At 36.5% G+C, this 26,487-nt stretch carries 19 protein-coding genes; 2 read left to right on the top strand and 17 right to left on the bottom strand.

The window, feature by feature from the left end; all coding sequences use genetic code 11:
* Both OZX68_00095 and OZX68_00090 read left to right on the top strand, forming a co-directional pair.
* Positions 1–897 carry a YitT family protein gene (locus tag OZX68_00095; protein WEV60696.1) on the top strand — a complete coding sequence of 299 codons (897 nt, stop codon included), beginning with the start codon at positions 1–3 and terminating at the stop codon, positions 895–897.
* Positions 898–929: 32 nt separating this feature from the next.
* Entirely contained in the window at positions 930–1,805 is an 876-nt protein-coding gene (locus OZX68_00090; protein ID WEV60695.1) for a YitT family protein, read from the top strand.
* A 34-nt stretch (positions 1,806–1,839) separates the two neighbouring features.
* Here the strand turns inward: OZX68_00090 and OZX68_00085 are convergent, their stop codons facing one another.
* From OZX68_00085 to dnaA, 17 genes are all read right to left on the bottom strand, one after another.
* On the bottom strand, positions 1,840–3,234 hold the full coding sequence (locus tag OZX68_00085; GenBank protein ID WEV60694.1) for an amino acid permease: 1,395 nt from the start codon (positions 3,232–3,234) through the stop codon (positions 1,840–1,842).
* A 147-nt stretch (positions 3,235–3,381) separates the two neighbouring features.
* Positions 3,382–5,409 carry an ATP-dependent zinc metalloprotease FtsH gene (gene ftsH / locus OZX68_00080; GenBank protein WEV60693.1) on the bottom strand — a complete coding sequence of 676 codons (2,028 nt, stop codon included), beginning with the start codon at positions 5,407–5,409 and terminating at the stop codon, positions 3,382–3,384.
* 152 nt (positions 5,410–5,561) lie between these two features.
* Positions 5,562–6,101: a hypoxanthine phosphoribosyltransferase gene (gene hpt, locus OZX68_00075; GenBank protein WEV60692.1), complete on the bottom strand. Its 540-nt coding sequence runs from the start codon at positions 6,099–6,101 to the stop codon at positions 5,562–5,564.
* 4 nt (positions 6,102–6,105) lie between these two features.
* A complete protein-coding gene (tilS, locus tag OZX68_00070; protein WEV60691.1) occupies positions 6,106–7,347 on the bottom strand; it encodes a tRNA lysidine(34) synthetase TilS in 1,242 nt (413 codons plus the stop codon).
* A gap of 3 nt (positions 7,348–7,350) precedes the next feature.
* Positions 7,351–8,646: a class A beta-lactamase-related serine hydrolase gene (locus tag OZX68_00065; GenBank protein ID WEV60690.1), complete on the bottom strand. Its 1,296-nt coding sequence runs from the start codon at positions 8,644–8,646 to the stop codon at positions 7,351–7,353.
* Positions 8,647–8,706: 60 nt separating this feature from the next.
* Positions 8,707–9,003: a S1 RNA-binding domain-containing protein gene (locus OZX68_00060; protein ID WEV60689.1), complete on the bottom strand. Its 297-nt coding sequence runs from the start codon at positions 9,001–9,003 to the stop codon at positions 8,707–8,709.
* Complete coding sequence (locus OZX68_00055; GenBank protein ID WEV60688.1) at positions 8,996–9,394, bottom strand: septum formation initiator family protein; 399 nt, start codon at positions 9,392–9,394, stop codon at positions 8,996–8,998. The genes OZX68_00060 and OZX68_00055 overlap by 8 nt, the downstream gene beginning before the upstream one ends.
* A complete protein-coding gene (locus OZX68_00050) occupies positions 9,369–9,653 on the bottom strand; it encodes an RNA-binding S4 domain-containing protein (protein ID WEV60687.1) in 285 nt (94 codons plus the stop codon). Before OZX68_00050 ends, OZX68_00055 begins: the two co-directional genes overlap by 26 nt.
* A 53-nt stretch (positions 9,654–9,706) precedes the next feature.
* Complete coding sequence (locus tag OZX68_00045) at positions 9,707–11,179, bottom strand: oligosaccharide flippase family protein (GenBank protein ID WEV60686.1); 1,473 nt, start codon at positions 11,177–11,179, stop codon at positions 9,707–9,709.
* On the bottom strand, positions 11,180–14,701 hold the full coding sequence (gene mfd / locus OZX68_00040; protein WEV60685.1) for a transcription-repair coupling factor: 3,522 nt from the start codon (positions 14,699–14,701) through the stop codon (positions 11,180–11,182).
* A 1-nt stretch (position 14,702) separates the two neighbouring features.
* The gene (pth, locus tag OZX68_00035) at positions 14,703–15,275 is read right to left on the bottom strand and encodes an aminoacyl-tRNA hydrolase (protein ID WEV60684.1); all 573 of its coding nucleotides are present in this window, start codon (positions 15,273–15,275) and stop codon (positions 14,703–14,705) included.
* A 60-nt stretch (positions 15,276–15,335) separates the two neighbouring features.
* Entirely contained in the window at positions 15,336–16,454 is a 1,119-nt protein-coding gene (gene ychF / locus OZX68_00030) for a redox-regulated ATPase YchF (GenBank protein ID WEV60683.1), read from the bottom strand.
* 35 nt (positions 16,455–16,489) lie between these two features.
* Complete coding sequence (locus tag OZX68_00025; GenBank protein WEV60682.1) at positions 16,490–16,684, bottom strand: DUF951 family protein; 195 nt, start codon at positions 16,682–16,684, stop codon at positions 16,490–16,492.
* Between the two features lie 77 nt (positions 16,685–16,761).
* Positions 16,762–20,412: a helicase-exonuclease AddAB subunit AddA gene (gene addA / locus OZX68_00020; GenBank protein ID WEV60681.1), complete on the bottom strand. Its 3,651-nt coding sequence runs from the start codon at positions 20,410–20,412 to the stop codon at positions 16,762–16,764.
* Entirely contained in the window at positions 20,399–23,725 is a 3,327-nt protein-coding gene (rexB, locus tag OZX68_00015) for an ATP-dependent nuclease subunit B (protein ID WEV60680.1), read from the bottom strand. Before rexB ends, addA begins: the two co-directional genes overlap by 14 nt.
* Positions 23,726–23,793: 68 nt before the next feature.
* The gene (gene dnaN / locus OZX68_00010; GenBank protein WEV60679.1) at positions 23,794–24,936 is read right to left on the bottom strand and encodes a DNA polymerase III subunit beta; all 1,143 of its coding nucleotides are present in this window, start codon (positions 24,934–24,936) and stop codon (positions 23,794–23,796) included.
* A gap of 167 nt (positions 24,937–25,103) precedes the next feature.
* Entirely contained in the window at positions 25,104–26,483 is a 1,380-nt protein-coding gene (gene dnaA / locus OZX68_00005; GenBank protein WEV60678.1) for a chromosomal replication initiator protein DnaA, read from the bottom strand.
* Positions 26,484–26,487 lie beyond the last annotated feature (4 nt).

Here is a 26,487-nt window from a genome sequence, read left to right as displayed (position 1 = left end):
ATGAAAATACCATTTACCAAACAAAGTTCAGAAGATATTAGAGCCCAGAATACAATAGAGCAGTTTACTGAAAAATTCTCAGCCTCAATTGTCTATGCCATCCTATCCAGTATTGCAGTCAATTTCTTCTTCGTTCCGGGTCATGTTTATTCAACTGGAGCGACTGGGCTTGCCCAGATTCTTTCAACCCTAAGCCATAGGCTGTTGGGCTTCACCATTCCTGTGTCGGTTACCCTTTATGCCATAAATCTTCCCCTCTTTATTTTAGCCTGGAAGAAAATTGGTCATAAATTTACCCTCTATACTATCTTAACAGTAACCCTAAGCTCTATCTTCATGCAGATAATACCTGAGGTTGTCCTAACAACAGATCCAATAATCAACGCTATCTTTGGTGGACTTATCATGGGAGCTGGGATTGGTTATAGTTTTAGAAATGGAATTTCAAGCGGGGGAACAGACATTATAAGTCTTGCCATTCGCAAAAAAACTGGCCGAAATGTCGGTCACATCTCCCTCATGTTTAATGCCGTAATCGTGCTTATTACTGGAGTTCTCTTTGGCTGGAAGTACATGTTTTACTCACTTTTCACCATTTTTGTCTCAAGTAGGGTAACGGATGCTATTTACACCAAGCAAAAGAAGATGCAGGTTATGATTGTTACCAAAAAATCCCATCAAGTATCTGACTTTATCCAGAATAAATTACACCGGGGAGTTACCATCATAAACAATGCTGAGGGTGCCTATAGCCACGATGAAATGACCATCCTACTTACAATTATTACCAGGGCAGAATTTTCATACTTCAAAAATAACATGAAAAAAGTTGATGAAAATGCCTTTGTTTCAATATCTGAAAATGTTAAAATTCTCGGAAATTTTGACGAAGGATAAGCCCTAATATTTTAAAAATCTCAAGGACTATTATGAAAAAAAACAATTCAATCTTTGATCCCGTAAGCATTCTTATGGTTACAGTTGGGACAGCCATTTATGCCTTTGGATTTGTTGAATTCAATATGGCACACCAACTAGCTGAGGGTGGTGTCAGTGGGATAACCCTAATCATCCACGCTTTGCTAGGAATAAACCCAGCCTTCACCCGGGTTATCTTAAATATTCCGCCTTTCATTTTAGGCTACAAGTATCTGGGTAAAAAATCTATCGCCTACACCATCTATTCAACCATCGTCATGTCAATTTTCATCTACTACTTCCAAAAATTTGACCTTTCCATTAACGTTGACGGTGATTTTCTGGTTGCAGGTATTCTTGCAGGAACCTTTGCTGGTGTTGGGACTGGAATAATCTTTCGCTTCGGTGGAACATCTGGTGGTTCTGATATTATTGCAAAGGTTTTGGAGATTAAAAAAGGTGTTCAACTGGGTCAAGCCCTACTATTCATTGATATCATTGTCCTTGTGGCAAGCCTTTCTTATATTGATGTTAAGCATATGATGTATACCTTGATAGCAAGCTTTGTTTACAGCAAGGCTGTCGAAATCATTCAAAATGGTGGTTATGCTGTCCGAGGAATGATTATCATATCAAATAAGGCCGAAGAAGCTGGTATTAAGCTCGTCAATGAAATTGACCGCGGTGCTACATTTTTAAATGGCGAAGGAGTTTACTCTGGGACTGATAAAAAAGTCATCTACATTGTCCTGTCACCAGAAGAAATCCCCCGCGTTAAAAATCTCATGCTTGATGTTGATCCAAATGCCTTCATCTCAGTCATTAATGTTCACGAGGTAATTGGAAGTGGCTTTACCTATAATATTCGTAAGAAAAAATTATTTTAAATAAAAAAGTTTGGAAGAAATCTTCCAAACTTTTTTATTTTTTATTAAGCTCACTATGCTTGTAACCATAGGTAAAGTAGATAATTGTTGCAATGACTAAGGTAACACCAAAGGCAATCCAAGTGATCAAGCTATATTGACTCATAAAACTTACACAAATAACAATTGAAATAATTGGTAAAAGGGGAACTAAAGGTGTCTTAAACTGTCCCTTTTCAGGAAGACCTTGGTCATGTCTTAACTTAATAATTCCAAGGGCTAAAAGAATAAGGTAGGCTAGGGTACAAATATTTACAAATTCTGCCAGCTGATTTAAGCTACTAATACCTGCTGCTACTGCAGATACAAATCCTGCAAGCAAGGTTGCATTTGTTGGCACCTTAGTTTTTTCAGAAATTTTACTAAAACTTTTTGGAATAAGCCCATCCCGGCTAATTCCATAAATCATTCGAGCAAGAGCAAAAATCATTGAAATACAAACTGTAACCAGGGTCAAAATAGCAACAATTGAGATGTAGTTGGCAGCCCATGACATACCCACATGGCGAAGAGCAAAGGCTAGGGGATCTGCTACATTTAATTTTGTATAATTAACCATACCCGTAAGAATAAGGGTTACAACGATATAAAGAAGGGCTACAATAGCTAAGGCCCCACCTATACCACGGGGAACCGATTTTTGAGGTTCAATGGCTTCATCAGCAGCTGTCCCAATTGATTCATATCCTAAAAAGGCAAAGAACATAATGGCAGCCCCACCTAAAATTCCCTTATTTTGATTAGGGTCTCCAAAAAATGATCCCCAACCATAAGGTGAAAAATTAGACCAATTTTCAGGTTTAATAAAGAAAATACCAACAATGATAAAAAGAGCTAGGGCTGAAAATTTAAGGGCAACAAGGGCACCATTAAAACGAAGGGCAACCTTTGAGTTCATAAGAACAATAGCAGTTACTAAAACAATAACTAGGACAGGTAAAATGTCAATATAAGTTCCTTCAGACGGATTAAAAGGTCCGCTTAGGGCCTTTGGTAAACTAATATGGAAAAGACCCTTTAAATAAGATGCCCAACCGCTAGCAACTCCTGAGACGGCTGATAAAAACTCCATGATGACAAGCCATCCAGCTATCCAAGCTATAAATTCTCCAAAAATAGCATATAGATAACCATAAGGTCCTCCAATTACTGGCAAGCGTGAAGCAAATTCAGCAAAAAAAAGACCTGAAATACCAACAGCAAGGGCTGCAATGATAATTGATATAACAAGGGCTGGTCCTGCATATTCAGCTGCTCCAATACCTGTGATAGTGAATATCCCACTACCAACTACTGCTCCAAGCCCAAGAAAGATAAGATCAAAGGTTCTTAAATGCCTTTTCATCTCAGTTTTTCCAGAACTTAGATTCTTCTTACGAAAGATGTTCATAAATTATTCCTCTTAAAAAAAATTCCTCCATTGCGATATTTCCATAATATTCACACAGTTTAAAGGTATCCTCAATTTTACTATAAATAAAATTAAAAAACAAGATAATATGTCGATGGCTAAGACCATAAAAAAAAGCAACTGATATTAATCAGTTGCTTCTCCTGTTTCTTTTTCTTCAGTAACTTGACGGTCGTGGTCAATCTTATCAGATTCAGCCTTAGCTTCTTCATAAGTTTGTGCAACCTCAGGTTCATCATCAACAAAGTCAGCCGGCATCTTACCTGTCTTATAGATACTCATAATTTGACGGGCGTCAAGAGTTTCATATTTAAGGAGAGCCATAGCAATATTTTTATGGGCTTCACGGTTGTCTTCAATGATTTGAAGGGCCTGTTCATGAGCTTCCGCAACGATACGACGAACTTCTTCATCAATGGCAACTGCAGTCGCTTCACTATAACCCTTAGTTTGACCATAGTCACGACCCACGAATACTGATTGATTTCCTTCGTACTGAACGGTACCAAGAAGATCGCTCATTCCGTACTGGGTAACCATGGCACGGGCAAGTTGTGTTGCCTGTTCAAAGTCATTTGAAGCACCAGTCGTAATCTGGTTGAAAATAATCTCTTCTGCACTACGTCCTCCAAGTAAACCTGCAAGACGTTCCTGCATATCTTCCTTAGATAGGAGCATTTGATCTTCTTTTGGCAGAGAAATCATGTAACCACCAGCACGGCCACGTGGAACAATTGTTACCTTGTGAACAACATTTGCATTTGACAGAACAAGTCCAACAATGGTGTGTCCAGCCTCGTGGTAGGCCACAATCTCACGTTCCTTAGCAGATACCTTTTTATCACGTTTGGCAGGACCTGCGATTACACGGTCTTCGGCCTCATCAATATCACTAGCATCAATTACTTTTTTATCACGGCGAGCTGCCACAAGAGCTGCTTCATTAAGTACGTTTTCAAGATCAGCACCCACAAAACCTGGAGTCTGTTGGGCTACAACCTTGAGGTCAACATCCGGTCCAAGTGGTTTGTTTTTAGCATGAACGCGAAGAACTGCTTCACGTCCCTTAACGTCAGGTGCTCCAACCAAGATTTTACGGTCAAAACGTCCTGGACGAAGGAGGGCCGGATCCAACACATCACTACGGTTGGTTGCAGCGATTACGATAATGCCTTCATTCCCTTGGAATCCATCCATCTCAACAAGAAGTTGGTTGAGGGTCTGCTCACGCTCATCGTTTCCACCACCCATACCAGCACCACGCTGACGACCGACTGCATCAATTTCATCAATGAAGATGATGGCTGGGGCATTCTTCTTGGCATTTTCAAAAAGATCACGGACACGGCTCGCACCAACTCCGACAAACATCTCAACAAAGTCAGAACCTGAAATTGAGAAGAATGGAACACCAGCCTCACCAGCCACAGCTTTAGCAAGTAGGGTTTTACCAGTTCCTGGAGGGCCCTCAAGAAGGACACCTGCAGGAATACGGGCACCAAGATCTGTAAATTTCTTAGGATTTTTAAGGAATTCAACAACCTCAACAAGCTCTTGTTTTTCCTCTTCAGCTCCAGCCACATCTTGGAAGCGAACCTTAACAGCAGCTCCGTCTTGCTGTTTAGCCTTAGATTTACCAAAGTTCATGGCATTTCCTGCACCACCACGGCCACCACCATTGGCACCCATCATCATGTAGAAGAAACCAACTAGAAGAATCAATGGTAAAAATGACATTAGGTAGCTAAGCCATACACCGCTTGAACTTTCAGGAATGACTTTAATCTCAACTCCTGCATCATTTGATAGCTGTTGAATTTCAGAAATTGTTGAGTCATTTGATAATACAAGAGTCCTGTACTTACTTACCTTGACATTAGATGAGCCAAATAGCTTAAGCTCAGAGTCAGTTTTTACAGATTTTTCTGACTTGTAATCACCCTTGATTTCCAAAAGTCCGCTAGAAGGTTGGTAACTAATATTTTCAATTTCGCCAGCCTTCAGCTCTTTAACAAATTCCGTATAATCCACCTTATTTACTGAAGTAGAAGTATCACCTAAAAACCAATTAAGACCAAATACTACAGCAATGACAAGTAGGACATACAAAAAGGAATTTTTCACAAAACCATTGTTTTTCCTATTGTTATTCATTTATTTCCTTTTCTAAAACATTAATTTTTTTATATTATGACAGAATTCTTATGAAATTCCAATTATAAGCACCATAAATGCCCCTGGTTACTTATCAAATATATAAATTTTATAATATAAAATCTTAAATAACTATGGTACTTAAGTCTTGTTTATTGGTAAACTTCTTCTTTAAGAACACCAATGTATGGAAGGTTGCGGTAGTTTTCGTTAAAGTCAAGACCATATCCAACTACAAATTCATTTGGAACATTGAAACCAACGTAGTCAGCTTCGATATCAACAACACGTCCTTCAGGCTTGTCAAGAAGGGTTACGATCTTAACAGAGTTAGCCTTACGGTGCTCAAGAAGCTCAGCCAGATACTTAAGTGTGCGACCTGTGTCGATGATGTCCTCAACGATTAGGATATCACGCCCTTCAACACTTGTGTCAAGGTCCTTGATTAGCTTAACCTCACCACTTGAAGAAGTTCCCCCGTGGTAGCTTGAAACAACCATGAAGTCCATTTCAAGATGGGCATCAATCCTCTTGGTAAGGTCTGCTAAGAATGGGACAGAGCCCTTAAGGATTCCAACGACTAGGGGATTTTTATCCTGGTAATCTGCAGTTAAAACTGCCCCCAATTCAACAGCTCTCTCTTGCAACTCTTCTTCTGAAAATAATACTTTCTTTATATCTTGTTCTAACATCTTCTCACCTCTCATAGTAGTATAAAGTATCCCTAATTTTATCATTTTTAAGGGATTTACTCAAATCACTTGTAACCATCCCCAAGATACCATAAACCTCCCCATTTACTTCGATAATTTGGGCATGTTCACGCTCAAGCAGGGAGATTTTTTGGTCAATAAAATAACGCCTAATTTTTTTGTTAACGCCATTGATTAAAATTTTATCCCCAGCCTGCCTATTTCTTGTGGAAAAGTCAGCATCTTTGGGGATATAGAGTTTTTCATAGGAAGTCCCCGTAGGCCTTGTTTTTGTAACTACAAATTGCTTAATCTCAAGAGATTGATCCTGCCTCTTAAAGTAAAAATTATCATTATCCTTAATCAACTTATAATCCTTAGATACATTGACTGTAAATTGTCCTGGCCTTATAAGCATTTGATAAAGTTCATCAAACTGCCGCCTACCAACCTTTAAATCAGGAAATTTTTCCAGATAATCCTGTAGAATAAAATTCCTTAAAGCCTCTCCTTGATCCATAAAAATAGCTAGATTAACCTTGTCACTAGAAAGGCCAAGTTTTGCAATATTTTCTTCAACTACCTCTAAAGACATATTAATCTCTTTTACTAAGGATAAAAGACCGTCCTTAAATGATGGATTTATATCCTCTAATTGTGGTATTACTTGATTTCTAATAAGATTTCGCAAGTATAGATTTTCCCTATTAGTATAGTCATCAAAAAAATCCCTTGTTTCAAAATCAGATTTACTAAAACTTAAAAGGGGCCTGATTAACTCTCCTCCACCAAAATCCTGCCTTTCCCTAATCCCACCAAGATGACGCAAGCGATTGCCTCTAATCTGCTTCATTAAGACTGTTTCAACTACATCGTCTGCATGGTGAGCTGTTACTAGTGCTGTAAACTCATGTGTAAACATAAGGTCCTTAAAGAAGCTATATCTAAAGCTACGACCAGCTTCTTCGGTAAATTTACCTGTAAATGATTTTGTAAAGATAGGGATGGATAAATCATGCATCCGCTCCATCAAAATACGTTCTTCTAGGTCACTTTCCTGCCTCTGCTTATGGTTTACATGAGCTACACCAAGTTCAATTCCAAGGTCATCTTTCAAGCTGTAAAGTAGATTAAAGAGGGTTTGGGAATCCACTCCTCCAGAAAGGGCTATTAAAACCTTCTGGTGTTCTCCAAACAAATTCCTATCTTTTGCTAACTTAAGGAAACTATCCTTTAGATTATCCATCGCCTACTCTCCCACCAAAATTTCATAAACTTCCTTTGACAGCCTACTAATATCATCAATATCTACATCATTTTGCGTCTCCACACTTATAAGGTAAGCTTTAGGAGCTTCAACTATCGCCACATCATGGTGAAAATCATAGGCCTCACCAATTTTATGGGCAATGCTTATGTTACTTGGTAAATATTTAGGTATTCTTTGATTGTCAAAATCAGTATGTTTAAGGGCTTGATAGCTCTGACCACCAAGCTTATATAGTTCGACCATCAACTTGCCTGTCATCCTACTTGAAGCCTGCCTATCTTCTAAATTCCATCTTCTACCAGCAAGCAAACTTATACTTTCATTGAACAACTCCTTATTATTCTCACACAGGTAGTAGGACAACAAGTTACTAGCAACATTATCAGAACGTTTTCCAGTATAGGTAATTAGATCTGATAACTTATATTCCTTATTGTCTGCCGTCTTACTTAAAAATCCACTTCCTGCTGGTTGAAAGGAGAAAGCTCCTTCATTCACAGCATTTACATATTGATAGGCTTTATTGGAGTCAAGCCCTTCTGCAATCTGCTTTTGTACCCAATATAGGATAGGAAGTTTAGCCAGACTGGCCGAATACATGAGCTGGTCTGGATTTATTGAGGCACTCTCATCTGAAGCTAAATCCTGGATGTAAATTGAAAAATTTTCGCTATCATAATTTTCATTTAATAATTTTTGAAGTCTTTCATAATTAGGACTTAGATTCTCCAACCGATTTTTTTTAATCCAGATGAGTTGACCTTGATTTACAAAAGATACGAAAACTTCCTTGTCAATTTCAACCTCCTGTTGTAAACTTATATTTACACTATCATTTACAACATCGTAAAGATAATCTTTATTTTCTTGGGGTATTTTATATGTTTCTGTCTGGTTTTTAATTGTTTTAATTTCATTAACTAACTTTTTATAGCCTATATTATTAGGATAAACGATGGATTTCAAAGCCGGTATAAAGGAATTATCCTCTAGCTGAAACAACATCAGACCTGAATTTGATGTCATCAATGATTTTATTTTTAAATTGGTAAAGGCCTCAATCATCTGACCTTTACTTGTCAAGTCTTTGTCAACGTATGTAAAAGTATCTGTAAACACACTAGCTTGCTCAGGTATGGCTTGATAGTACCTATTTAGATCACTTGTCATTTCTGTTGCGGATGCTGCTTTTTCCTTAAATTTACAGTAAGTATAGCCCCCGCAAACTACAAGTAAAAAAAGAGCAAGTAATAGCAGATATCTTGTTTTATTCAAAAAAATCCCTCACTTCAAAACAAGTAAAACATCAACTTCTGACAATCAAAAGTTGATGTTTTACTTATCTAATATTTTTCTAATTTCCTTATTTTTTTCCTGAACATCTAACAGAACTTCATAGGAAGTTTCTAGAAAATCATCATACTTCTGGGAAAAAGTCTCTGGCAAAATAGCAAGGCTAATCTTGCCGTTAGAATCTTCTTCTAAAGTATCAACTAGGACCAAGTCACCCTTGTGATAAACTCCTTTTTTAGGGACATTTACCCATCTGGCAAGCCCAGTCCGACCATTATCTAGGCCAACAAAGATGCCAAATCTCGTTATATTGGAAATTTCATATCTTCTTTTATTCATTTTCTTTACTTGTATTGGAGTGACTTATTAACTCAGGTATGTTAAAAATTAGCTCCCCGTCTCTTGAATAGAAGTACTTAGCCCGTGCATACTTGGCAACATAATCGTCATCTTGTAGCTTAATAACCTGCTTTTCCTTAAGAGCAATCGTCTGGGTAAGCTTGTTATTTTCTTCCTCGTAAGTCTTTTCAAGGGCAATATTTCTCCTCAAATCTTGGTAACCTGACACAAGATTAAGGGCTGCAAAAGACAAGAGCACAGTAAAAACAACTAAAATAATGCCCATATGCCTACGGGTTAGAAGCCTTCCCCTAATTAATTTTCCCTTTTTAATCATCTGCATATTGGTATAATCATTATTGAGTCTAACAACCTTCTTTTTCTTGGTCATCTTGATTCAACCTCGTCTCGCTAATCAACTCATACATCTTACTAGCATCTTCTTTTTTAGTGCTATCCTTTGTTTCCAGTACACGCACTTCAACAACTTTATTACCAAATTGAATGGTCAAAAGATCTCCGTACTTAACAGTACTTGAACTCTTAGCTAGTACACTATTTAGTTTTATTCTTCCCTTATCTGCTACCTCTTTAGCGACAGTACGTCTTTTGATAAGTCTACTTACTTTTAAAAATTTATCTAATCTCATGACTAGATTATAACACAAAAAAATATTAGTTTAAAATTATCTACAAAAATTTTTTAGAGATTTATTTCATCCCACAAGCTTTTTGAAAAAGCATTAAGTTTTTTACAGGAGATTAAAAAAGCTAAGGCAGATATAACAATTATCAAGAAAACCTTAAAGGCTTGAAGAATTCGATGTTCCACGTGAAACATGGTTGAACCAAAATAAATGAGAAAAACCATCAAAGCTAGAGATATCCAGTAGTTAAAATTAAATATTTGCTTGGGAAACTTGCGACTTACAAAAATATAAAGAATCAAAATTATCAGTAAACTGATAAGACTTGAAGAACTTGCTCCGCTTAGACCATAACTTTTTGTAAGAAAGGAAGTCAGACTCAACTTAACAAGAAGACCGACCAGAAGAATCAAAGCTGACATCTTATTTTTTCCTTCAAGAAATAACAGGTGGTGATAAAACTGAATAATCCCAACAAAAGCAACCTGACTTGAAAAAATAATCAAGGCCTCTGGCTGACTATTAGTCTTAAATAAAACCTCATTCATCTGGGGTAAAAGAAGACACAAACCAACAGTTAAAGTTATCGATAGGTAGACAACCAAGTCAAATATCGTTTTAAGATAGCCATCATCTTTTTCTAAGCTAAGCTTAGGTAGAGCACTAGTAAAAATTGATGTAACAAAGACCAGACCAAGTTGTAAAAATGGCTGCCCCCTATCATAAATACCTTTCAAAATCTCTGCCTGCTCACTGCTATAGCCGCCAGCAACCAAACTATCTTTAACAATAAATACGTCAATTAATTGAAAAATTAACATATAAATCATAAAAAAGACAAAGACTAGCGATGATAGACCAAATTCCCTAATAATTTTTACCTTGTCATCAATCTTCCAAAAAGATTTGAACAAATCCTTAACCTTTAAGTTCGATTTTGACATCAAATAAATTAAAGCTACCAAACCAGCAAAGAAACTTCCCAGCATAGCTAGGGAGCTTACCAGGTAAACATCTTTATTGAAGCTAATAAAACTTGTAGCAGCCAAAATTATCATTGACACCCTGACAAGCTGCTCAAGTAACTGAGAAATGGCTGTTGTCTGCATGTCAAGTTTACTCTGATTTACACCCCTGTAAAGGGATAAAAAAGGTACTAATAGCAAAGGAAGAACCGATGAAACCAAAGGCAAGGCTAAATTTACTGTACCCATGGCCTTGGCCAGAGGTAGGGCGAAGAGAGATAGAATAACAAAAGCTGCGATTGAAAGAAAAAGGGTTACTTGGAAGAATTGACCCCTTACCTCATCTGGCTTTTCTGAGGTATTAAGTAAACTTGATAGGAAATTAGGGAGGGCTGTAAGACTAAGACAGGTAACAATAGCATAAAATGGGTAGACCTGTTGGTAGGCATAAAACCCCAAATCACCTACTATATTTTGGTAGGGAAAGCGGTAGATGGCTGATAGGATCTTCCCAACTAAGCTAGATATAATTAAAATATTTACCCCTTTAATCCTTTTGGACATTTAATCCTCTCCTGCTGTGGTTTTTCTAGGTTGCTTACCGTCCCTAATCTCACTTAATCTTTCAGTAAAGTTTACAAGTTCAGTCAAGTAGTTTACACTTTTTATCTTCTTTATATCAAAGCGAAGTACCATAACTCCACCCTCATCTCCAATTTTTACAGGTAAATCAGTCTTAGATAGGGCATCAAAATAATCTTGTGGAAGATAGGTATTTTTTGCCAAGCTAGACATAGTGTAAATAATTACATCAACCTTCTTCACAATTTTTTCAACAAGAGCATTATCAGCATAGTGTTTTAATAAACCAACTTCAAGTAAGTAGGCTACTGGATCTGGATACTCCCCGAAACGATCAATTAACTCATCTTGGATATTTTCATAGTCTTCACGGCTAGAAATTTCTCTAATCCTCTTGTATATTTCAATTTTTTGCCTTTCATCGGTAATATATTCTGATGGAATAAAGGCGTCAATACCAATATTAATTTCAGCACTAGTCATTGGCTTAGAATTTTTTCGACCGAGGCGATTATTGACAGATTCTTCAAGAAGCTGGCTGTAGAGGTCAAAACCAACACTTTCAATAAAACCTGACTGCTCAGCCCCAAGCAGATTACCCGCACCTCTAATTGATAGGTCTCTCATAGCTATCTTAAATCCACTACCAAGCTCAGTAAAGCCTTTAATAGCGTCTAGTCTCTTTTCACTGACCTCTGTCAACTGCTTACTTGGATCATACATAAAGTAAGCATAGGCTATCCGGTTACTCCGACCAACGCGTCCCCTCAGCTGGTAAAGTTGGGAAAGACCCATATAATCAGCACTTTCAACAAATAGAGTATTGGCATTGGGGATATCAACACCCGTTTCAATAATGGTTGTTGTAACTAAGATATCATATTCCCCGTTAATAAAGTCAAGTAGGGTATCTTCTAGTTGGACTTCATTCATTTGACCATGTACATAACCAATTCTTGCCTCAGGAATTAATTCTGATAGTTGATTCACCTTTTGTTCAATGGTGTCAACCCTATTGTAAAGGTAAAAAACTTGACCTCCCCTACTTATTTCACGAAGGCTGGCATCACGAATTACCCCGTAATTAAGCTCCATTACATAGGTTTGGACAGGATATCTATTAGTAGGTGGAGTTTCAATGACTGAAAGATCACGTATCCCAAGCATCGACATGTGTAAAGTTCTTGGGATTGGGGTAGCTGTGAGGGTCAAAACATCAACCTGGGATTTCAATTCCTTTAGTCGTTCCTTGTGCTTTACACCAAACCGTTGTTCCTCATCAATTATCATGAGACCAAGGTCAAAGAACTCAACATCCTTGGATAAAATTCGATGGGTTCCAACAATGATATCAATTCTTCCCTTTTTTAAGTCGTCAAGGATTTTAGTTTGTTGGGCCTTGGTTTGAAAGCGGGAAAGAACTGCTATTTCAACACCAAATTCATTAAAACGATCTAGCATAGTCTTATAGTGCTGCTCAGCAAGGACTGTTGTCGGAACAAGAACTGCTACCTGCTTGTGATTGTTTACCGCCTTAAAGGCCGCTCTCATGGCCACCTCTGTTTTCCCAAAACCAACGTCACCGACCAATAAACGGTCCATCGGTCTGTCTTTTTCCATGTCCTTTTTAATCTCATTGACACTTCTCAGCTGGTCTTCAGTTTCGACAAAGGAGAAATTATTATCAAATTCAGATTCACCTTTTTCATCCCGTAAAAAGGCAAACCCTTTTTGACTTTGACGAATGGCATAAAGTCTAATTAAATCATCAGATATGTCCTCAACCTGCTTGTTTACAGTCTTCATAGTTCGCTTCCAGCGACCATCATTTAACTTATTTATCTTAGGTGCCTTACCTTCACTTGCTGTATATTTGGTTAGCATGTCAAGTTGATCAATGGGAACAGATATCCTGTCTGAATTTTGATATTGAATGGTTAAATAATCCCTATGAACCCCACCAATTTCAATGGTCTCAATTCCTAAGTATTTACCTATACCATGATTTTTGTGGACAACAAAGTCGCCAATCTCAAGTTCATTATAATCTTTCAAACGTTCAGCATTTGAAATTTTACTTGAACGCCTTATTTTTTTCTTCCGAACCTTTCCAAAAATCTCAGCCTCAGTAATTACCACTAATTTTTCATCTAAAAAATTAAAACCCTTAGAAATTACTGTTGATGAAATCAAGTTTACTTGATTTTTTCCCAGATTATCTTCAGCAACCTCTTTAAATTTTAATCCCTCATCCCTAAGAGCTTCCTCCATTTTCCCGTATTTTTGAGGGCTAGCTAGAAGAACAACTGTGTACTTATTTTTTATAAATCTTGCAATTTCAGCGGTAAGGAGGGGTAGTTGGCCAAAAAAATCCTGCATGCTATGTTGATTAAAATTATAAATAGCATCAAATCTAAGATTACCTAGACCCTTTTGGAAGTTTGAAAAAAAAGTTGCAGGCTTATAATTTCGAACCTTGGGCATGGTATCTGCTAGATATTCCTGTCCATCTATGTGGTGATTAAGGTTTTTTTCACCGACAATAAAATCACCCAGTTCAAGATTAATTTTATTGTTCATCTCATTTATTTTTTGAAAATCATCAATAAAAATCTCAATATTTTTTGGAAAATAATCAAGAAGACTTGTCTTTTTTTCATAGAAAAACTCTGAAAATTTTCGTAAATCTCTATGATAGTGACTATTCTTTGAAGCAGCAATAATCTCTTCCAAGTAAGATCTGACCTTTAAATCTGTCGTTTTTTCATGAACTTCTTTAAGCTTTTTAAGACCCCTAGAAAATTCAGCATCATCTAAAATGAAATCACTGGCAGCCTTTATTTCAAAACTGTCAATTTGTTGTAAAGAACGTTGACTCTCCACATCAAAAAATCTAATGCCATCTACTTCATCACCAAAAAACTCAATTCTTACTGGATAATCAGCATCCAAGGGATAAATGTCAAGAATATCTCCCCTTTGAGAAAATTCACCTGGAGCCATAACCCTTTGAGTTTTATCATAACCTATATGACTTAAGAGGCTAACTAAGGTCCTTAAATCATATTCCTGACCTACTTCAATAACTTGACAAGTCTTTTTAAAAGCGTCAACCTGGGGCAGAAGCTGTCTCATACTCAAAAAAGGAACAATTACAAAACCTTCCTTTTGAGGGTCCGTTAAAAAATCAAGGGCTGCCAATCTATATGCAAGTCGGTCCTTACTTGCAATAGCGTATTCTGCATAAACATTATCATCAGAAAAAAATTGACTGACATGTTCTTCCCCCAAAAGAGCTGTTAATTCCTCATAAAGTTCACTTGCATGATACTGGCTATCTGTTATAATTACATATTTTTTAGGATTGTTCTTATAGGCATTGGCCATAATTAAGGATTTTATATTTCCTGATAGACCCAAGATAAGCTGCCTTGACAAACTTGTAAACTTAGATTGCCAATTTTGTAAACTTCTATTATCATTTAAAAAATTTATCAAATCCATATCAATTACCATTATACTTATTCATACAAGCTATAAAATCATCATCCTTTATATAGTCAACACAAGCTTGACAGGCTTTTTCTATAGCTAAATCAATTGCAATACTATCATCTGTATCAAATTTCCCTAAAACATGATCAGGAACTTTCATCCCGTGCTTGGGACGACCTATTCCGATTTTAATACGGTTAAAGACAGGACTACCTGTATGAGCTATAATACTTTTAATCCCATTATGGCCTCCTGCTGAACCCTTAGCCCTAAGGCGAATCTTTCCAGGTTCCATATCCAAATCATCATAAATAACAAGAAGATTCTCGTTATCTAAACCATAATAAGAAAGAAGAGGACCGACTGCCTTACCTGATTCATTCATAAAAGTTACAGGTTTTACCAGGTAAATTTTTTCACCATTAATAAAAGTTGTTGCTATATCAGCTGCAAAAGTCTTATCCCTTGTAAAGGTTAAATTATTTTCTTTGGCTAATTCGTCTACAACCATAAACCCAACATTATGTCTTGTATCCTTATACTTACTTCCCGGATTTCCCAATCCAACTATCATTTTTGTCATGATTTTCTCCTGTATATTTACAAAGAGGTTTACATAAATGTAAACCTCTTTACTTAATTATTAAACGTTAAAACGGAATTCTAAGATGTCTCCATCTTGGACAACATATTCTTTTCCTTCTTCACGCAGACGTCCTGCTTCACGAACAGCTCGTTCGCTCCCGTATTGTAAAAGATCGTCGTAAGCCATGGTTACTGCTCTAATAAATCCTTTTTCAAAGTCACTATGGATAATTCCAGCAGCTTGTGGTGCTTTCATACCACGTTTAAAGGTCCAGGCACGAACCTCTTTTTCACCAGCTGTAAAGTAGGTTCCAAGACCTAGCAAGTGATAAGCTGCACGAGTTAGCTTATCAACACCTGATTCAGTAAGACCAATCGCTTCTAAAAATTCTAGCTTTTCTTCTTCCTCATCAAGCATTGAAATTTCTTCTTCAACCTTGGCAGAAATCACGACCACGTCAGCATTTTCAGTCGCTGCAAAATCACGGATTTGTTTAACGTAATCAATAGCCTCAGGATCTGCCACCTCATCTTCAGAAACATTTGCTACATAAAGAACGGGCTTAGTCGTAAGAAGGAACAATCCCTTAACAACCTTTTCTTCGTCCTCGTTAAATTCAATTGTTCTTGCTGATTTTCCGTCCTCAAGAACTGGTTTTATTTTTTCAAGAACAGCAAACTCAGCTTGAGCATCCTTATCTTTTGTCGTACGAGCAATCTTTTCAACGCGGGCAATTCGTTTATTAACGGACTCAAGGTCAGCTAAGATGAGCTCAAGATTGATTGTCTCAATATCAGCCATAGGATCAACAAAGTCACCCTCACGGTTTTGTTCACGCATAACATTTTCATCATCAAAGGCACGAACCACGTGGACGATTGCGTCAACTTCACGAATATTTGCTAAAAATTTATTCCCTAAACCTTCACCGCGGCTGGCACCACGGACGATACCCGCAATATCAGTAAACTCAAAAGTTGTTGGAACCGTTTTTTTAGGTTTAACTAGTTCAGTTAATTTTTGCAGGCGAGCATCAGGTACTTCAACCATCCCAACATTTGGGTCAATTGTCGCAAACGGATAGTTTGCAGCCTCTGCTCCTGCCTGTGTAATTGCATTAAAAAGCGTTGATTTACCAACATTTGGTAGACCAACAATACCAGCTGTTAAAGCCATTCTTGTCTCCTATTACTATCTATTTAATCTTTAACTTATAAAACCTTTTTTAATTTTTTTTCAAAATCATGGCGACCCATCATAACGATATGATTGCAATTGGTACATCTAATTTTAATGTCTGCACCCATTCTAATAATCTCCCAACGATTTGCTTTTTTCCCAGTCGATTTAACTGTACAGGCATGAGGTTTTTTCATTTCAACAAAATCACCTAAATCATATGTCATTTATCTGGCCTCCCCCTAAGATTAGCATGTTAATTTTACTATAAACTAACTAAAAAATCAATTTACTCACATGTAAATCAGTCCATTTTATGGGTAATAACATGACCTGGTCCACCTAGTAAAATTAAGTATTTTTCTACCTTTTCAATCTTGTAGCTCATTTTCAAAGCTTGCTCATAGAGTTCCATTTGAACCCTGTAACGATCTTCAAGTTTAGGAATTTGCCTATTACTCGTAAATCGATCAGTCTTGTAGTCAAAAAGAATAATTTTATCTTTAAGCTTAATAAAACCATCCACAATTCCCCGAATTAAGTATTGCTCACTAGCTTGAGAGTCAGTTTTCAGCATTGAAAATGGTGCTTCCCTAGTTAATTTATCCTTATTTTCAATCATAAATTGACCAAAATCACTGGTAAAAAAGGTGGATATTTTTTCTAAATCAATGACCTTCTTGACAGCTTTTCTTGCCGCTACTCTAGCTAAAGTATCCTTCAATCCATTTAAGCTCGTGTCATCAAGATCAACTAACTGCATAAATTCATGGACCGCACTTCCCAACTCACTGGGGCTAACTTTATCATTTACATCAAGTGTAAACTTGTGTAAAGCTTCCTGCCTCATATTGATTATTGGCTCTACTTCAATTATTTTTTCATATCTTTTCTTAATCTGACTAGGTGTTTGAATGGTTGGAAGATTTATGGCTCTTTTATATTTTTCATTCATCTCATCAGCTGAATCTAAAATCCTCCTGGCTTCCTTTACATCATCAAGGTAGAGCAGCTCATCATCAAATTCTTTAAGCTCTTGCTTGATTTCATCAAAAGAACCATCAACATGAGTGACCTCCTGTCCATCACTAAAATCTATAAGATTAATTATAAGTTTCAGTTGATCAGAAACAAGCTTTTTCCCTTCAAAGATATCAAGAAGCCCTTGACCTTCATAGGCATAAAGTAAAGCAAGCAACCAGTCCTGATAAGACTTTGCATTCTTTCTGGACTTAAAATCCAGCTTTGATTGTTCCAGATGGGCAGATTGATACTTGGTCTTCAGCTTATTTTCTGAAATTGCTGATACTATGTAAAGTTTCTTTACAGTTCTTGTAAAAGCTACGTAAAGTATCCTCATCTCCTCCGCCAAGGAATTACGAAGATTCTCTTCCCGGTTAAGTTTATAGGCTAAAGTTTCTATATTAACTAAAGCAAAGGGAAAATCTGTCGTTACTCGGTCTGTAAAATTGGCCTTATACTGACTACCAAGCCCTTTTTCTTTGGATAAAATAATCTTACCATTCAAGTCTTTTTCATTAAACCTGCCTTCAACTTTCATCAGGAAAACATAGTTAAATTCTAAACCTTTACTCTTGTGGATGGTCATCACCCTTACAGAATTATCTGGCAGGTCAATATTTACACTGGCAAGATCATTGTTGTGCTCTAAGAACTTATCAATCATTTTGATGAAGCGGTAAAGCCCTTTATAACCATTTTTTTCAAAACTACTTGCTCTAGTTAGTAAAGCTTGTAAATTTGCCTGCCTAAGGCTACCATTCTCCATGGCACCAACATACTCGTAATAATAAGTATCTTCATAAATCTTCCAAATTAATTTATGTAAAGAAACTTTACTAGACATTGTAATCCATTTACTAAAAAATTGATCAAAGGACTGCAATTTATCTCTTAGCCTACCCTCAATCAAATCCATCCTTTGCCCACTATCTTCAAGAACCAGCTGATATTTACGATAAAAGGGCAGATTATCCTCTGATTGTAAAGAAATTCTAAAAAGGTCATCTTCTGTAAAATCAAACATGGGTGAGTTTAAAAGGGCAACCAAGGAAATATCTTGAAGGGGATTATCAATTGCCCTCAAGCTTTCAAGCATGATCCTAACTTCCATTGACTCCAAGTAATTATTGCGACCTTCGTCAAGAATAACAGGAATACCCATAGCTGTTAAAATATCTTCAATTTCATTATTATTGCTTTTGCTCCGAACAAGAATTACCATCTCCTTATAATCCTTGCCCTGTGCTCGTAATTCCTTAATTTTATTAGCAATTACCATAATTTCATTTTTAACTGCTGATTGATTTTCTAAACTTTCGCTACTTTTAGGAGCAGGGGAGTCCTTTTCTTCATGATAGAGTAGCAATTCTGGATAATTACTAGGATCTTCATCCTTGGAAAATTCATTTGATCCAAAAACTAGCTTCTCTTCCTCCCCGTAGTCCATTTGACCTAGCTTCTCATCCATGAGTGATTCAAAAAAACTATTGGTAAAACTTAAAACTTCAACCTTACTTCTAAAATTTTCCTTCAACCTAATCAGCTTACCTCCTACATTCTGTCCATAAGAAAGATATTTAGAAAGAAATAAGCTTGAATCAGCCTGCCTAAAGCTGTAAATCGATTGCTTAATGTCACCAACCATAAAGAGATTATTCCCCTTACTTATAAGTTGATACAAGGCCTCTTGGACCTGGTTAGCATCCTGATACTCATCAATCATAATTTCATTGTACTTGTCTGCTAAAGTTTTTCTGATGCTCTCATTCTCTTTAAGAATTTTCAAGGCCAAATGATTGATATCGGCATACTCCAAGAGATTCTCCCTTAATTTTGCTTTTAAGTAAGCATCATAAAAGGCGAGAGCTACCTTCTGCAAGTCTTCCAGCAGAGGCAAAGCTTTACTACTGAATTCTTCAACCAAAGATGGATGGTTAAGATTATTTATAAATTTTAAAATTGATCCAGGCTTACTTTTACTACCAACTAGACTATTTTTTTGTGCCTTAAATTCCTCTCTTTTTTCCTTGATTAATTCATCGTCTGTTTTTCCAAAGCGGATATCAAAATCCAAGCCAGAAAAAATTTGTCCAAAGGATTCTAAATCATTGTTAACCATAGCCTTAACTAGTCTTGGTAGTTCATCAAAAAATGAATTAACCTTTTCAAGCTGTTTTTTGGTAGTAAAAAGGTCACTGTCCTTATAAAATTCCATCAAGGTGATAAAATCATAGACATCCTTCTTCCATTCTTCAAAAAATGAATCGGGTAGATCAGTAAATTTTAGGTAATCATTGGCTGCCTGTAAAAAGTTGTGCTGTAGCCAAGCTCTCGGGTCTTCAGTACTTTCTGAAAAAGCATGAATCTTGTAAATTACTTCTTTAAAACCCTTATTATTACGGTCATTTGAGTAATTTTTTGCTAGGGCTGTAAACCTATCTTTACACATCCTCAAGTCTTCAGCCAGCTGATCACTTCCAGCTAAGTAATCTTCAAAAAGAGCTGTGAAAGTTTCTTCTTTTAGGACATCCTGTTCGGCCTTGTCGGCCATAAGCCTATAATTGGGATCAAGATCAATGGTATAGTAAAACTGTTTTAAGATGTAGCTAGTATAAGCGTCAGTGGTACCAATGTGGGCTGTATCAAGACCCTGTAAAGCTTGTGTAAACAACTGCCTTTCGACAGGATCCTTTGATAACCTCCGCTCTTCCCGTAACTTCTTATCAATCCGGCTTCTTAATTCACTAGCAGCCTTAACTGTAAAGGTTGAAATAAAAAGATCTTCAATCCTAATTCCCTGCCGAATTTTACCAATAATTCTTTCAACCATTACAAAGGTCTTACCACTTCCCGCACTAGCAGATACAAGGATATTTTGGCCACTATCTGTTATGGCCTGGGTTTGTTCTTTTGTGAGTTTAAGCTCTGTCATCTGAAATCTCCTTAAATATATCTTCCCTTGATTGCTTACCGATCTGCCTGGTGTAATTCATATGGATATTTGGTTCAAATTTACAAATCGCCTTCAAATTGCAATATTCGCATCCCAAAACCTTACTTTTATCAGCAACTGGATTTATTTCAAGCTCACCATCCAAAAGACTTCTTGCCGCTCTCTTATAAAGAATTTCATTATGGCCAATCAAGTCATCAATTTCCTGCTTGGAAAAATAATTATTTCTACCTATATCATAGAGCTTTGTATCTCTTAGATAAGGAAGGTCATCTCCATTAAAAATTCCCTTGTAGGACATCTCCTTGAGAAGCTTACTTGGTAGGTCATCAAGACTTACTAAATCCTTGAGATTAAATTCTGGATTTTGTAGCCTTAGGTAGCTTGCACCCCAAATATCACTTGAATAATTCCTTCTTAGGATATCTAAATAAGTCATAAACTGTAAACTTTGACCACTAAAGGCCTTATTCAAATCAAAGAATAAATTACCCGACTTATAATCAATGATTCCGATTTTATCTGATATCTTGTCAATTCTATCAATCTTACCTCTTAATTTTAAGTCGTGATTTTCATCAATTTTAACCGAATAATCAGTAAGCCTAGATTGTGGAAAACCAAATGTCTCCTCAAACTTCTCTGGACTGATATTGCCCTCTTTTACAACACTTAAGAGCATGGTTGATGTCTGCTCAATAATATCAATTAGATTTTGATAAAGATATTTCCCCGTTTCATTTTGAAAATAGTAGCGGTAATTTCTTTCTGAATAGACCTCCTTTAATGAAGCCTTAAGGCTCTTATCAAAATTTTGAGAGTTAGGCCCAATAAGCATTAAGCGTTCAAAAACTTCATGAAAGTAGTTTCCAGAAATCCTAGAATCAAGTGACAAGGTTTCAAGTTCTTTTAATAGTAGAGTATTGTTAATAAAGTACTTATATTGGCAATTATAAAAGTTCTCAAATGAAGAAACTGAGGCATATATCTTATCCTTGTAAAAACTATCCACTACCTCCTTTGAAATTTTACTTGGTTTTATTTCATCCCTTGCTCCCTCAATAATCTTATTATATTGGGGATTATTTTTTAAAATCCTTGTCAAACTCCGCCAGAAGGCTAATCTTGTGGACGAATCCTTGGCCTTAAGAGATGTTTCGTCTTGCATCAAACGCTCTAACTTACCAATATTAGCTAAAAGACCCGGATAATTACCTATCTCCTCAAGACCAGACGCAAGATTTATTCCACCTTTTACCTGGACTTTTATCCCCATATCCACCAAAAACTTAAGATAGGGAGAAAAATCTTCCTGGCTAGAATCATACACCTGTGGATAAGACAAAACTAACTTTTCTGTTGCAGAATTAAAAAGGGATAGGGCATTATAAATATTCTTAGCACTACTTGTTTGGCTCAATTGATCAATAAACTTACTAACATTATCCCCAGGCCTGTTATTATCTTTTAAAGATTCATTAATTTTTAGCCTGTCATCATCAGATAATAGGGTTGTATTTGTTTTACTTTTAGGAAAGTTATTTTGGCTAAGACCTAAAACATAGACATATTTAGAACTCCTAGGCTCAACAAGCCCACAGTCTCTAACCTTTACAACATCAACATTAGCTGGAATACCTCGGTAAGTAGCTGCTGCAAGACCTGAGTAAAGCAGGTCTAGGAACTCTTCCATGGTTAGCTTTTGCCCATCAAAAACTGCCAAAAACTCTTCCATACTAAGAAGCATCAAATCCCACACCTGTTGGTGGCGATTTGCTGTGGCAAAGTCATTGTTATCCTCAGCTTCTGTGTATAACCTGTCCATAATCTGGATAACTGAGGCATCTTTTAGGAAATCTTTAAAGTCTTTTACGACATTTTTTGCAAGTTTTCTTCTATTATAAGTAGTTATTTTTTGTAAGGGAGAATTTTCCCCAAAAAGTCCTTCTCTCAGCTCATTTATCCTAAAAAGATCATCCTGGTCAAAAATACTTGTAAAGTCACTAAGGTAGTTCTTTCTTCCATTAATATTATTTGCTGCCAGGTAGAATTCAAAATCATAGACATCATCTAAATTATAAGGAAGGGGAAAATAGATCTGAGCCTTCAAGAGATTGATAACGTCATTTAAATTATAGTTATAACGCTTAAGCCTGATAATATTCTCAATTAAAGTAATGAGCGGATGATCTCGCATCGACTCTTCATTGGAATAAAAGATTGGAATTTCATACATGGAGAAAATTTGTTCCAATTTTATTTGATAATTATCTGAATCACCAACTAAAACTTCAATATCCTTGTAGCGAACACCTTTACTAACAAGTTGTCTAATTTCCTTGGCTGCATATTCAATCTCTTCTTTTTGGTTTACAGCTTGCCAAAGCTTTACACGTTCACTTTCAAGATTTTCTAGCTTGAGATTATATGTTTTTGTCGAAGTTGGGTCATTTTCATTCTCCCAAGCTTTAGAAATTTGAGTAAAGATTGGATTTACATCATCATTTACAAAATATTCAAGTTCTGCTGAAAAATAATTCTTGAATCTAAGCATCATCTCTACTGAATTTTGATAGACACTTCCCTGTAAGAAGGTGCTTGTAAAGGATTCTTTGCTTGCATATGTACCTATTATAAGGCTTGAAACCTTTTGACTTAACACTGATATAAGTCTTTCTTCCTCAGCTGAAAACCTAGAATAACCATCGATTACAATAACCAAATCCTGTAAATTATTAGTAAATTTGTCATTTACAAGATCGTCAATGAAGCTATCAAGCTTAGAATAGTTAGCATATTTTTCAGCAAGCTCTAAATTAAAGCAATCGATAATTTTTGCTAACTCTCTCATTTTTTCATCATCTTGACTTGACAGTAAATCTTGACTCGTCAGATTAGATTTTTCCATTTCTTGGTGTAAATCTACTAGTGAATCAAGGAAAGGTGCACTAGAATTCATCGAGAAATAAAGGGGCAGCTCTTTTTTGGAAAAACTTTTAATAATCTTTTTAAAAAGCATGGTTTTTCCAACCTTGGTAAGTTCAATTTTGTCTTCATAGGTCGACGACTTTGAAAAATACCAGGGCAGTTGCTTAAAGCGGGAAACCGTTAAATCAAAAAGAGCAGTATCCCTGCCCTCAGAAAAAGCTTCAAGGATTTCCTTCTCCTTTTCAAAAGAGAGGGATGATGGAACCAGGTAAAAAATCTTCTTTCCCTGATTCATAATCTCCTTGGCCCTCCTAATGAGCTCGCCTGTTAAATCATTGTATATATCCGTATAAATTATCTTCATGTCTACCTCATTCCATAAAAAATAAGACTAATTTCTTAGTCTTATTCTAACATATTTGCTCTTAAGTCTTAATTTGTTCTCACTGGAGTTATAAGCTGAATGAAATCAATTCCCTCACTATTTGGTACTAGAGTAAAGGGACGAACGCCTGAGATGAATCTAATACGTACCTCAGCGTCCTGGATGACTTTTAGGGCATCAATCATAAACTGTGGATTAAAACTGATTACAAGATCATCTCCGTGATATTTAAGGGCATCAATTTCCTCATGAACACTTCCCACTTCTGGTGAGTTAACAGAGGCGATAATTTTGTTATCTGCGATTGTAAGTTTCACAGTACCATTTTGAGTGGCATTACTTAACAGGCGAGCACGGTCCATAGTATGTCTTAAGGCCGCTGTATTAAAGGTTAAATCAAGGGTATAGTCTGAGTCATTTGGGATTAAACGATTTGTTTCTGGATAAGTTCCTTCGACCAGACGTGTGTAGAAGCTCGTAGTTTCGTTTCTAAAGAGCACTTGGCTACTTGAAAGGAATACCTCAACATCATCATTATCGTTTGAAAAAACGCTCTTAAATCCGCTTAGAGACCTATTTGGAATAACCACATCGAAATTTTCGCTTAATTTGTCCAAATTAACCACCCTTTGACTGAGACGGTGCGAATCAGTTGCCACGGCCTTTAATTTTTTATTTTCTAAAAGAGTTAGATGGACACCAGTTAAGATGGGACGACTTTCTTGGGTACTAGCAGCAAAGGCTGTTTCTAAGAAAATATTTTTTAGAAGGCCAACATTTATCTTCAAAGGATTATCTGTCGGAATCTCCTGGATCCGTGGATAATTTTCAGAAGCAAGTCCTTTTAGGGTAATTTCAGATTTGCCTGATGTAAGGAGGACTTGGTTTTGTTCAAGTTCCTTAAATTCAAAGGTTACTTCTGGAAGGTTTGAAACAATACTATCAAAGAAAGAAGCCTCTAGGAGAATACTACCAACACCATTGATAAACATTCCAGCATTTTCATCGTCCTTTGAAAGGAAATGCTCAATTGAGATTTGTCCATTTGAACCAGTCAAGGTTAGACCTTCTGCATCAACTGAAATTTTTACTTTTGACAAAGATGGAATAACAACTTTTGAGCTAATGGCAAGTTTAACAATTTTTAATGAATTTAAGAAGGCACTTCTGTTGATTGAAAAATTAATCATATTTTTAAACTCCTTTTTTATATATATATTAAGTATAAGTAGAATAGTAATAGTAATAAGTCCTGTGGATACTTGGGATAAGTGATCTAATCCCTTGATTTAAAAGGATTTATCCTGTGGATTAATTGTGGATAAGCTTGGGATAAGTCAGCTAGTTTTCCACAGGCTTATTTTAGACTACTTTTAATGCTATCGACATCTTTTTGCAAATCAGAGTCAACTTTCATCAAATCTTTGATCTTGTCGTAGGCATACATAACTGTTGTGTGATCCTTACCACCAAATTCAGTTCCAATTTTGGGCAGGCTATTGTCAGTAAGCTCTCGACTAAGATACATGGCTACTTGACGGGGGAAGGCTATTTGCTTAACACGTTTGCGACCTAAGATATCTTCAACACTTATATCATAATGACGGGCTACCGCTGCTTGGATTTCTTCGGTAGCCACAAGTGTTTTAACTGCATTGGGTTTAGCCTTAAGTCCTTCAAGAGCCTTTTCAGCCATCTCAATATTGGCTGCTGAAAGGTTGGACGTTTTGGTGACGAACTCAACTCTGTTGAAGGCCCCTTCAAGTTCCCTAATATTTGAATCAATTTGTCCGGCAATATAGCCCAAGGTTTTATCATCAAAATGGATATCAGACTTCTCAGCTAGATTTAGCAGGATGGCCATTCTTGTTTCATAGTCTGGGGGAGTAATATCAGTTGTAAGTCCCCACGAGAAGCGTGAAACTAGACGCTCTTCTAGGTTATTAAGCTCCTGTGGAAGTCTGTCACTAGTAAGAACAATTTGGCTTTCCTTGTCGTATAAGGCATTGAATGTTGAGAAGAATTCATTAAGGGTTCCTTCTTTGCCGCTAAAGAATTGAACGTCGTCAAGAAGTAGTAGATCAAGATTTCGATAAGTATTAGTAAAAACATCCATCTTATTTTTTCTGGTTGCATTTACATAATCATTGACAAAGGTTTCGCTTGAGACATACTTTACCTTAGCTTTGGGATTATCCTCTAGTATTTCATTACCAATGGCATGCATTAGATGGGTTTTCCCAAGGCCTGCACCCCCGTAGATAAATAAAGGATTATATAGTTTACCAGGAGAGTCACTGGCTGCGATAGCAGCAGCTAAGGTCCATTTATTCCCTTCCCCTTGGACAAAATTTTCAAAGGTATAATCAGATCTAATTCCCATATTAGCCTTTTCATCAAGGCCAGAATCCAAGGCACTTCCACTAGGGTTTTTAGCTTCTTCTCTTGTTGTTTCATAAAGAGCCAGCTCATCATCAGTAATCTTATCTGAGGCAAGAAGGGTAAAAGTTATCTTATCACCATAAACTTCAAAGCCTGCAGTTGTTATCAGGTCTTCTTGTCCCTGCCAAAATGGTTCTTGGAAGGTAGTCTCAACAAGGATTTTAGCCTCCTTATTGTCGACAGTTAAGAGCCTTGCAGTTTCAATAAAATACTCGTAAGCTGCAGGTTTAATATTTTCCCTAGCCAGGGCCTTAATTTTATTCCAAAACTGCAACTCAAGTTTGTTTAGTTTCATAAAA

The sequence above is a fragment of the Streptococcaceae bacterium ESL0729 genome (assembly GCA_029391995.1).
In the GTDB taxonomy this organism is placed as follows: Bacteria; Bacillota; Bacilli; order Lactobacillales; family Streptococcaceae; genus Floricoccus.
Note: the sequence above shows the minus strand (reverse complement) of the source record. Positions and strands in the feature narration are given on the sequence as shown.

Bases quoted from the DNA above. Each gene is read 5' to 3' on its own strand.
- OZX68_00095 (WEV60696.1), top strand. From the start codon at position 1: ATGAAAATACCATTTACCAAACAAAGTTCAGAAGATATTAGAGCCCAG.
- OZX68_00090 (WEV60695.1), top strand. From the start codon at position 930: ATGAAAAAAAACAATTCAATCTTTGATCCCGTAAGCATTCTTATGGTT.
- OZX68_00085 (WEV60694.1), bottom strand. From the start codon at position 3,234: ATGAACATCTTTCGTAAGAAGAATCTAAGTTCTGGAAAAACTGAGATG.
- ftsH (WEV60693.1), bottom strand. From the start codon at position 5,409: ATGAATAACAATAGGAAAAACAATGGTTTTGTGAAAAATTCCTTTTTG.
- hpt (WEV60692.1), bottom strand. From the start codon at position 6,101: ATGTTAGAACAAGATATAAAGAAAGTATTATTTTCAGAAGAAGAGTTG.
- tilS (WEV60691.1), bottom strand. From the start codon at position 7,347: ATGGATAATCTAAAGGATAGTTTCCTTAAGTTAGCAAAAGATAGGAAT.
- OZX68_00060 (WEV60689.1), bottom strand. From the start codon at position 9,003: ATGAATAAAAGAAGATATGAAATTTCCAATATAACGAGATTTGGCATC.
- OZX68_00055 (WEV60688.1), bottom strand. From the start codon at position 9,394: ATGACCAAGAAAAAGAAGGTTGTTAGACTCAATAATGATTATACCAAT.
- OZX68_00050 (WEV60687.1), bottom strand. From the start codon at position 9,653: ATGAGATTAGATAAATTTTTAAAAGTAAGTAGACTTATCAAAAGACGT.
- OZX68_00045 (WEV60686.1), bottom strand. From the start codon at position 11,179: ATGTCCAAAAGGATTAAAGGGGTAAATATTTTAATTATATCTAGCTTA.
- mfd (WEV60685.1), bottom strand. From the start codon at position 14,701: ATGGATTTGATAAATTTTTTAAATGATAATAGAAGTTTACAAAATTGG.
- pth (WEV60684.1), bottom strand. From the start codon at position 15,275: ATGACAAAAATGATAGTTGGATTGGGAAATCCGGGAAGTAAGTATAAG.
- ychF (WEV60683.1), bottom strand. From the start codon at position 16,454: ATGGCTTTAACAGCTGGTATTGTTGGTCTACCAAATGTTGGTAAATCA.
- OZX68_00025 (WEV60682.1), bottom strand. From the start codon at position 16,684: ATGACATATGATTTAGGTGATTTTGTTGAAATGAAAAAACCTCATGCC.
- addA (WEV60681.1), bottom strand. From the start codon at position 20,412: ATGACAGAGCTTAAACTCACAAAAGAACAAACCCAGGCCATAACAGAT.
- rexB (WEV60680.1), bottom strand. From the start codon at position 23,725: ATGAAGATAATTTATACGGATATATACAATGATTTAACAGGCGAGCTC.
- dnaN (WEV60679.1), bottom strand. From the start codon at position 24,936: ATGATTAATTTTTCAATCAACAGAAGTGCCTTCTTAAATTCATTAAAA.
- dnaA (WEV60678.1), bottom strand. From the start codon at position 26,483: ATGAAACTAAACAAACTTGAGTTGCAGTTTTGGAATAAAATTAAGGCC.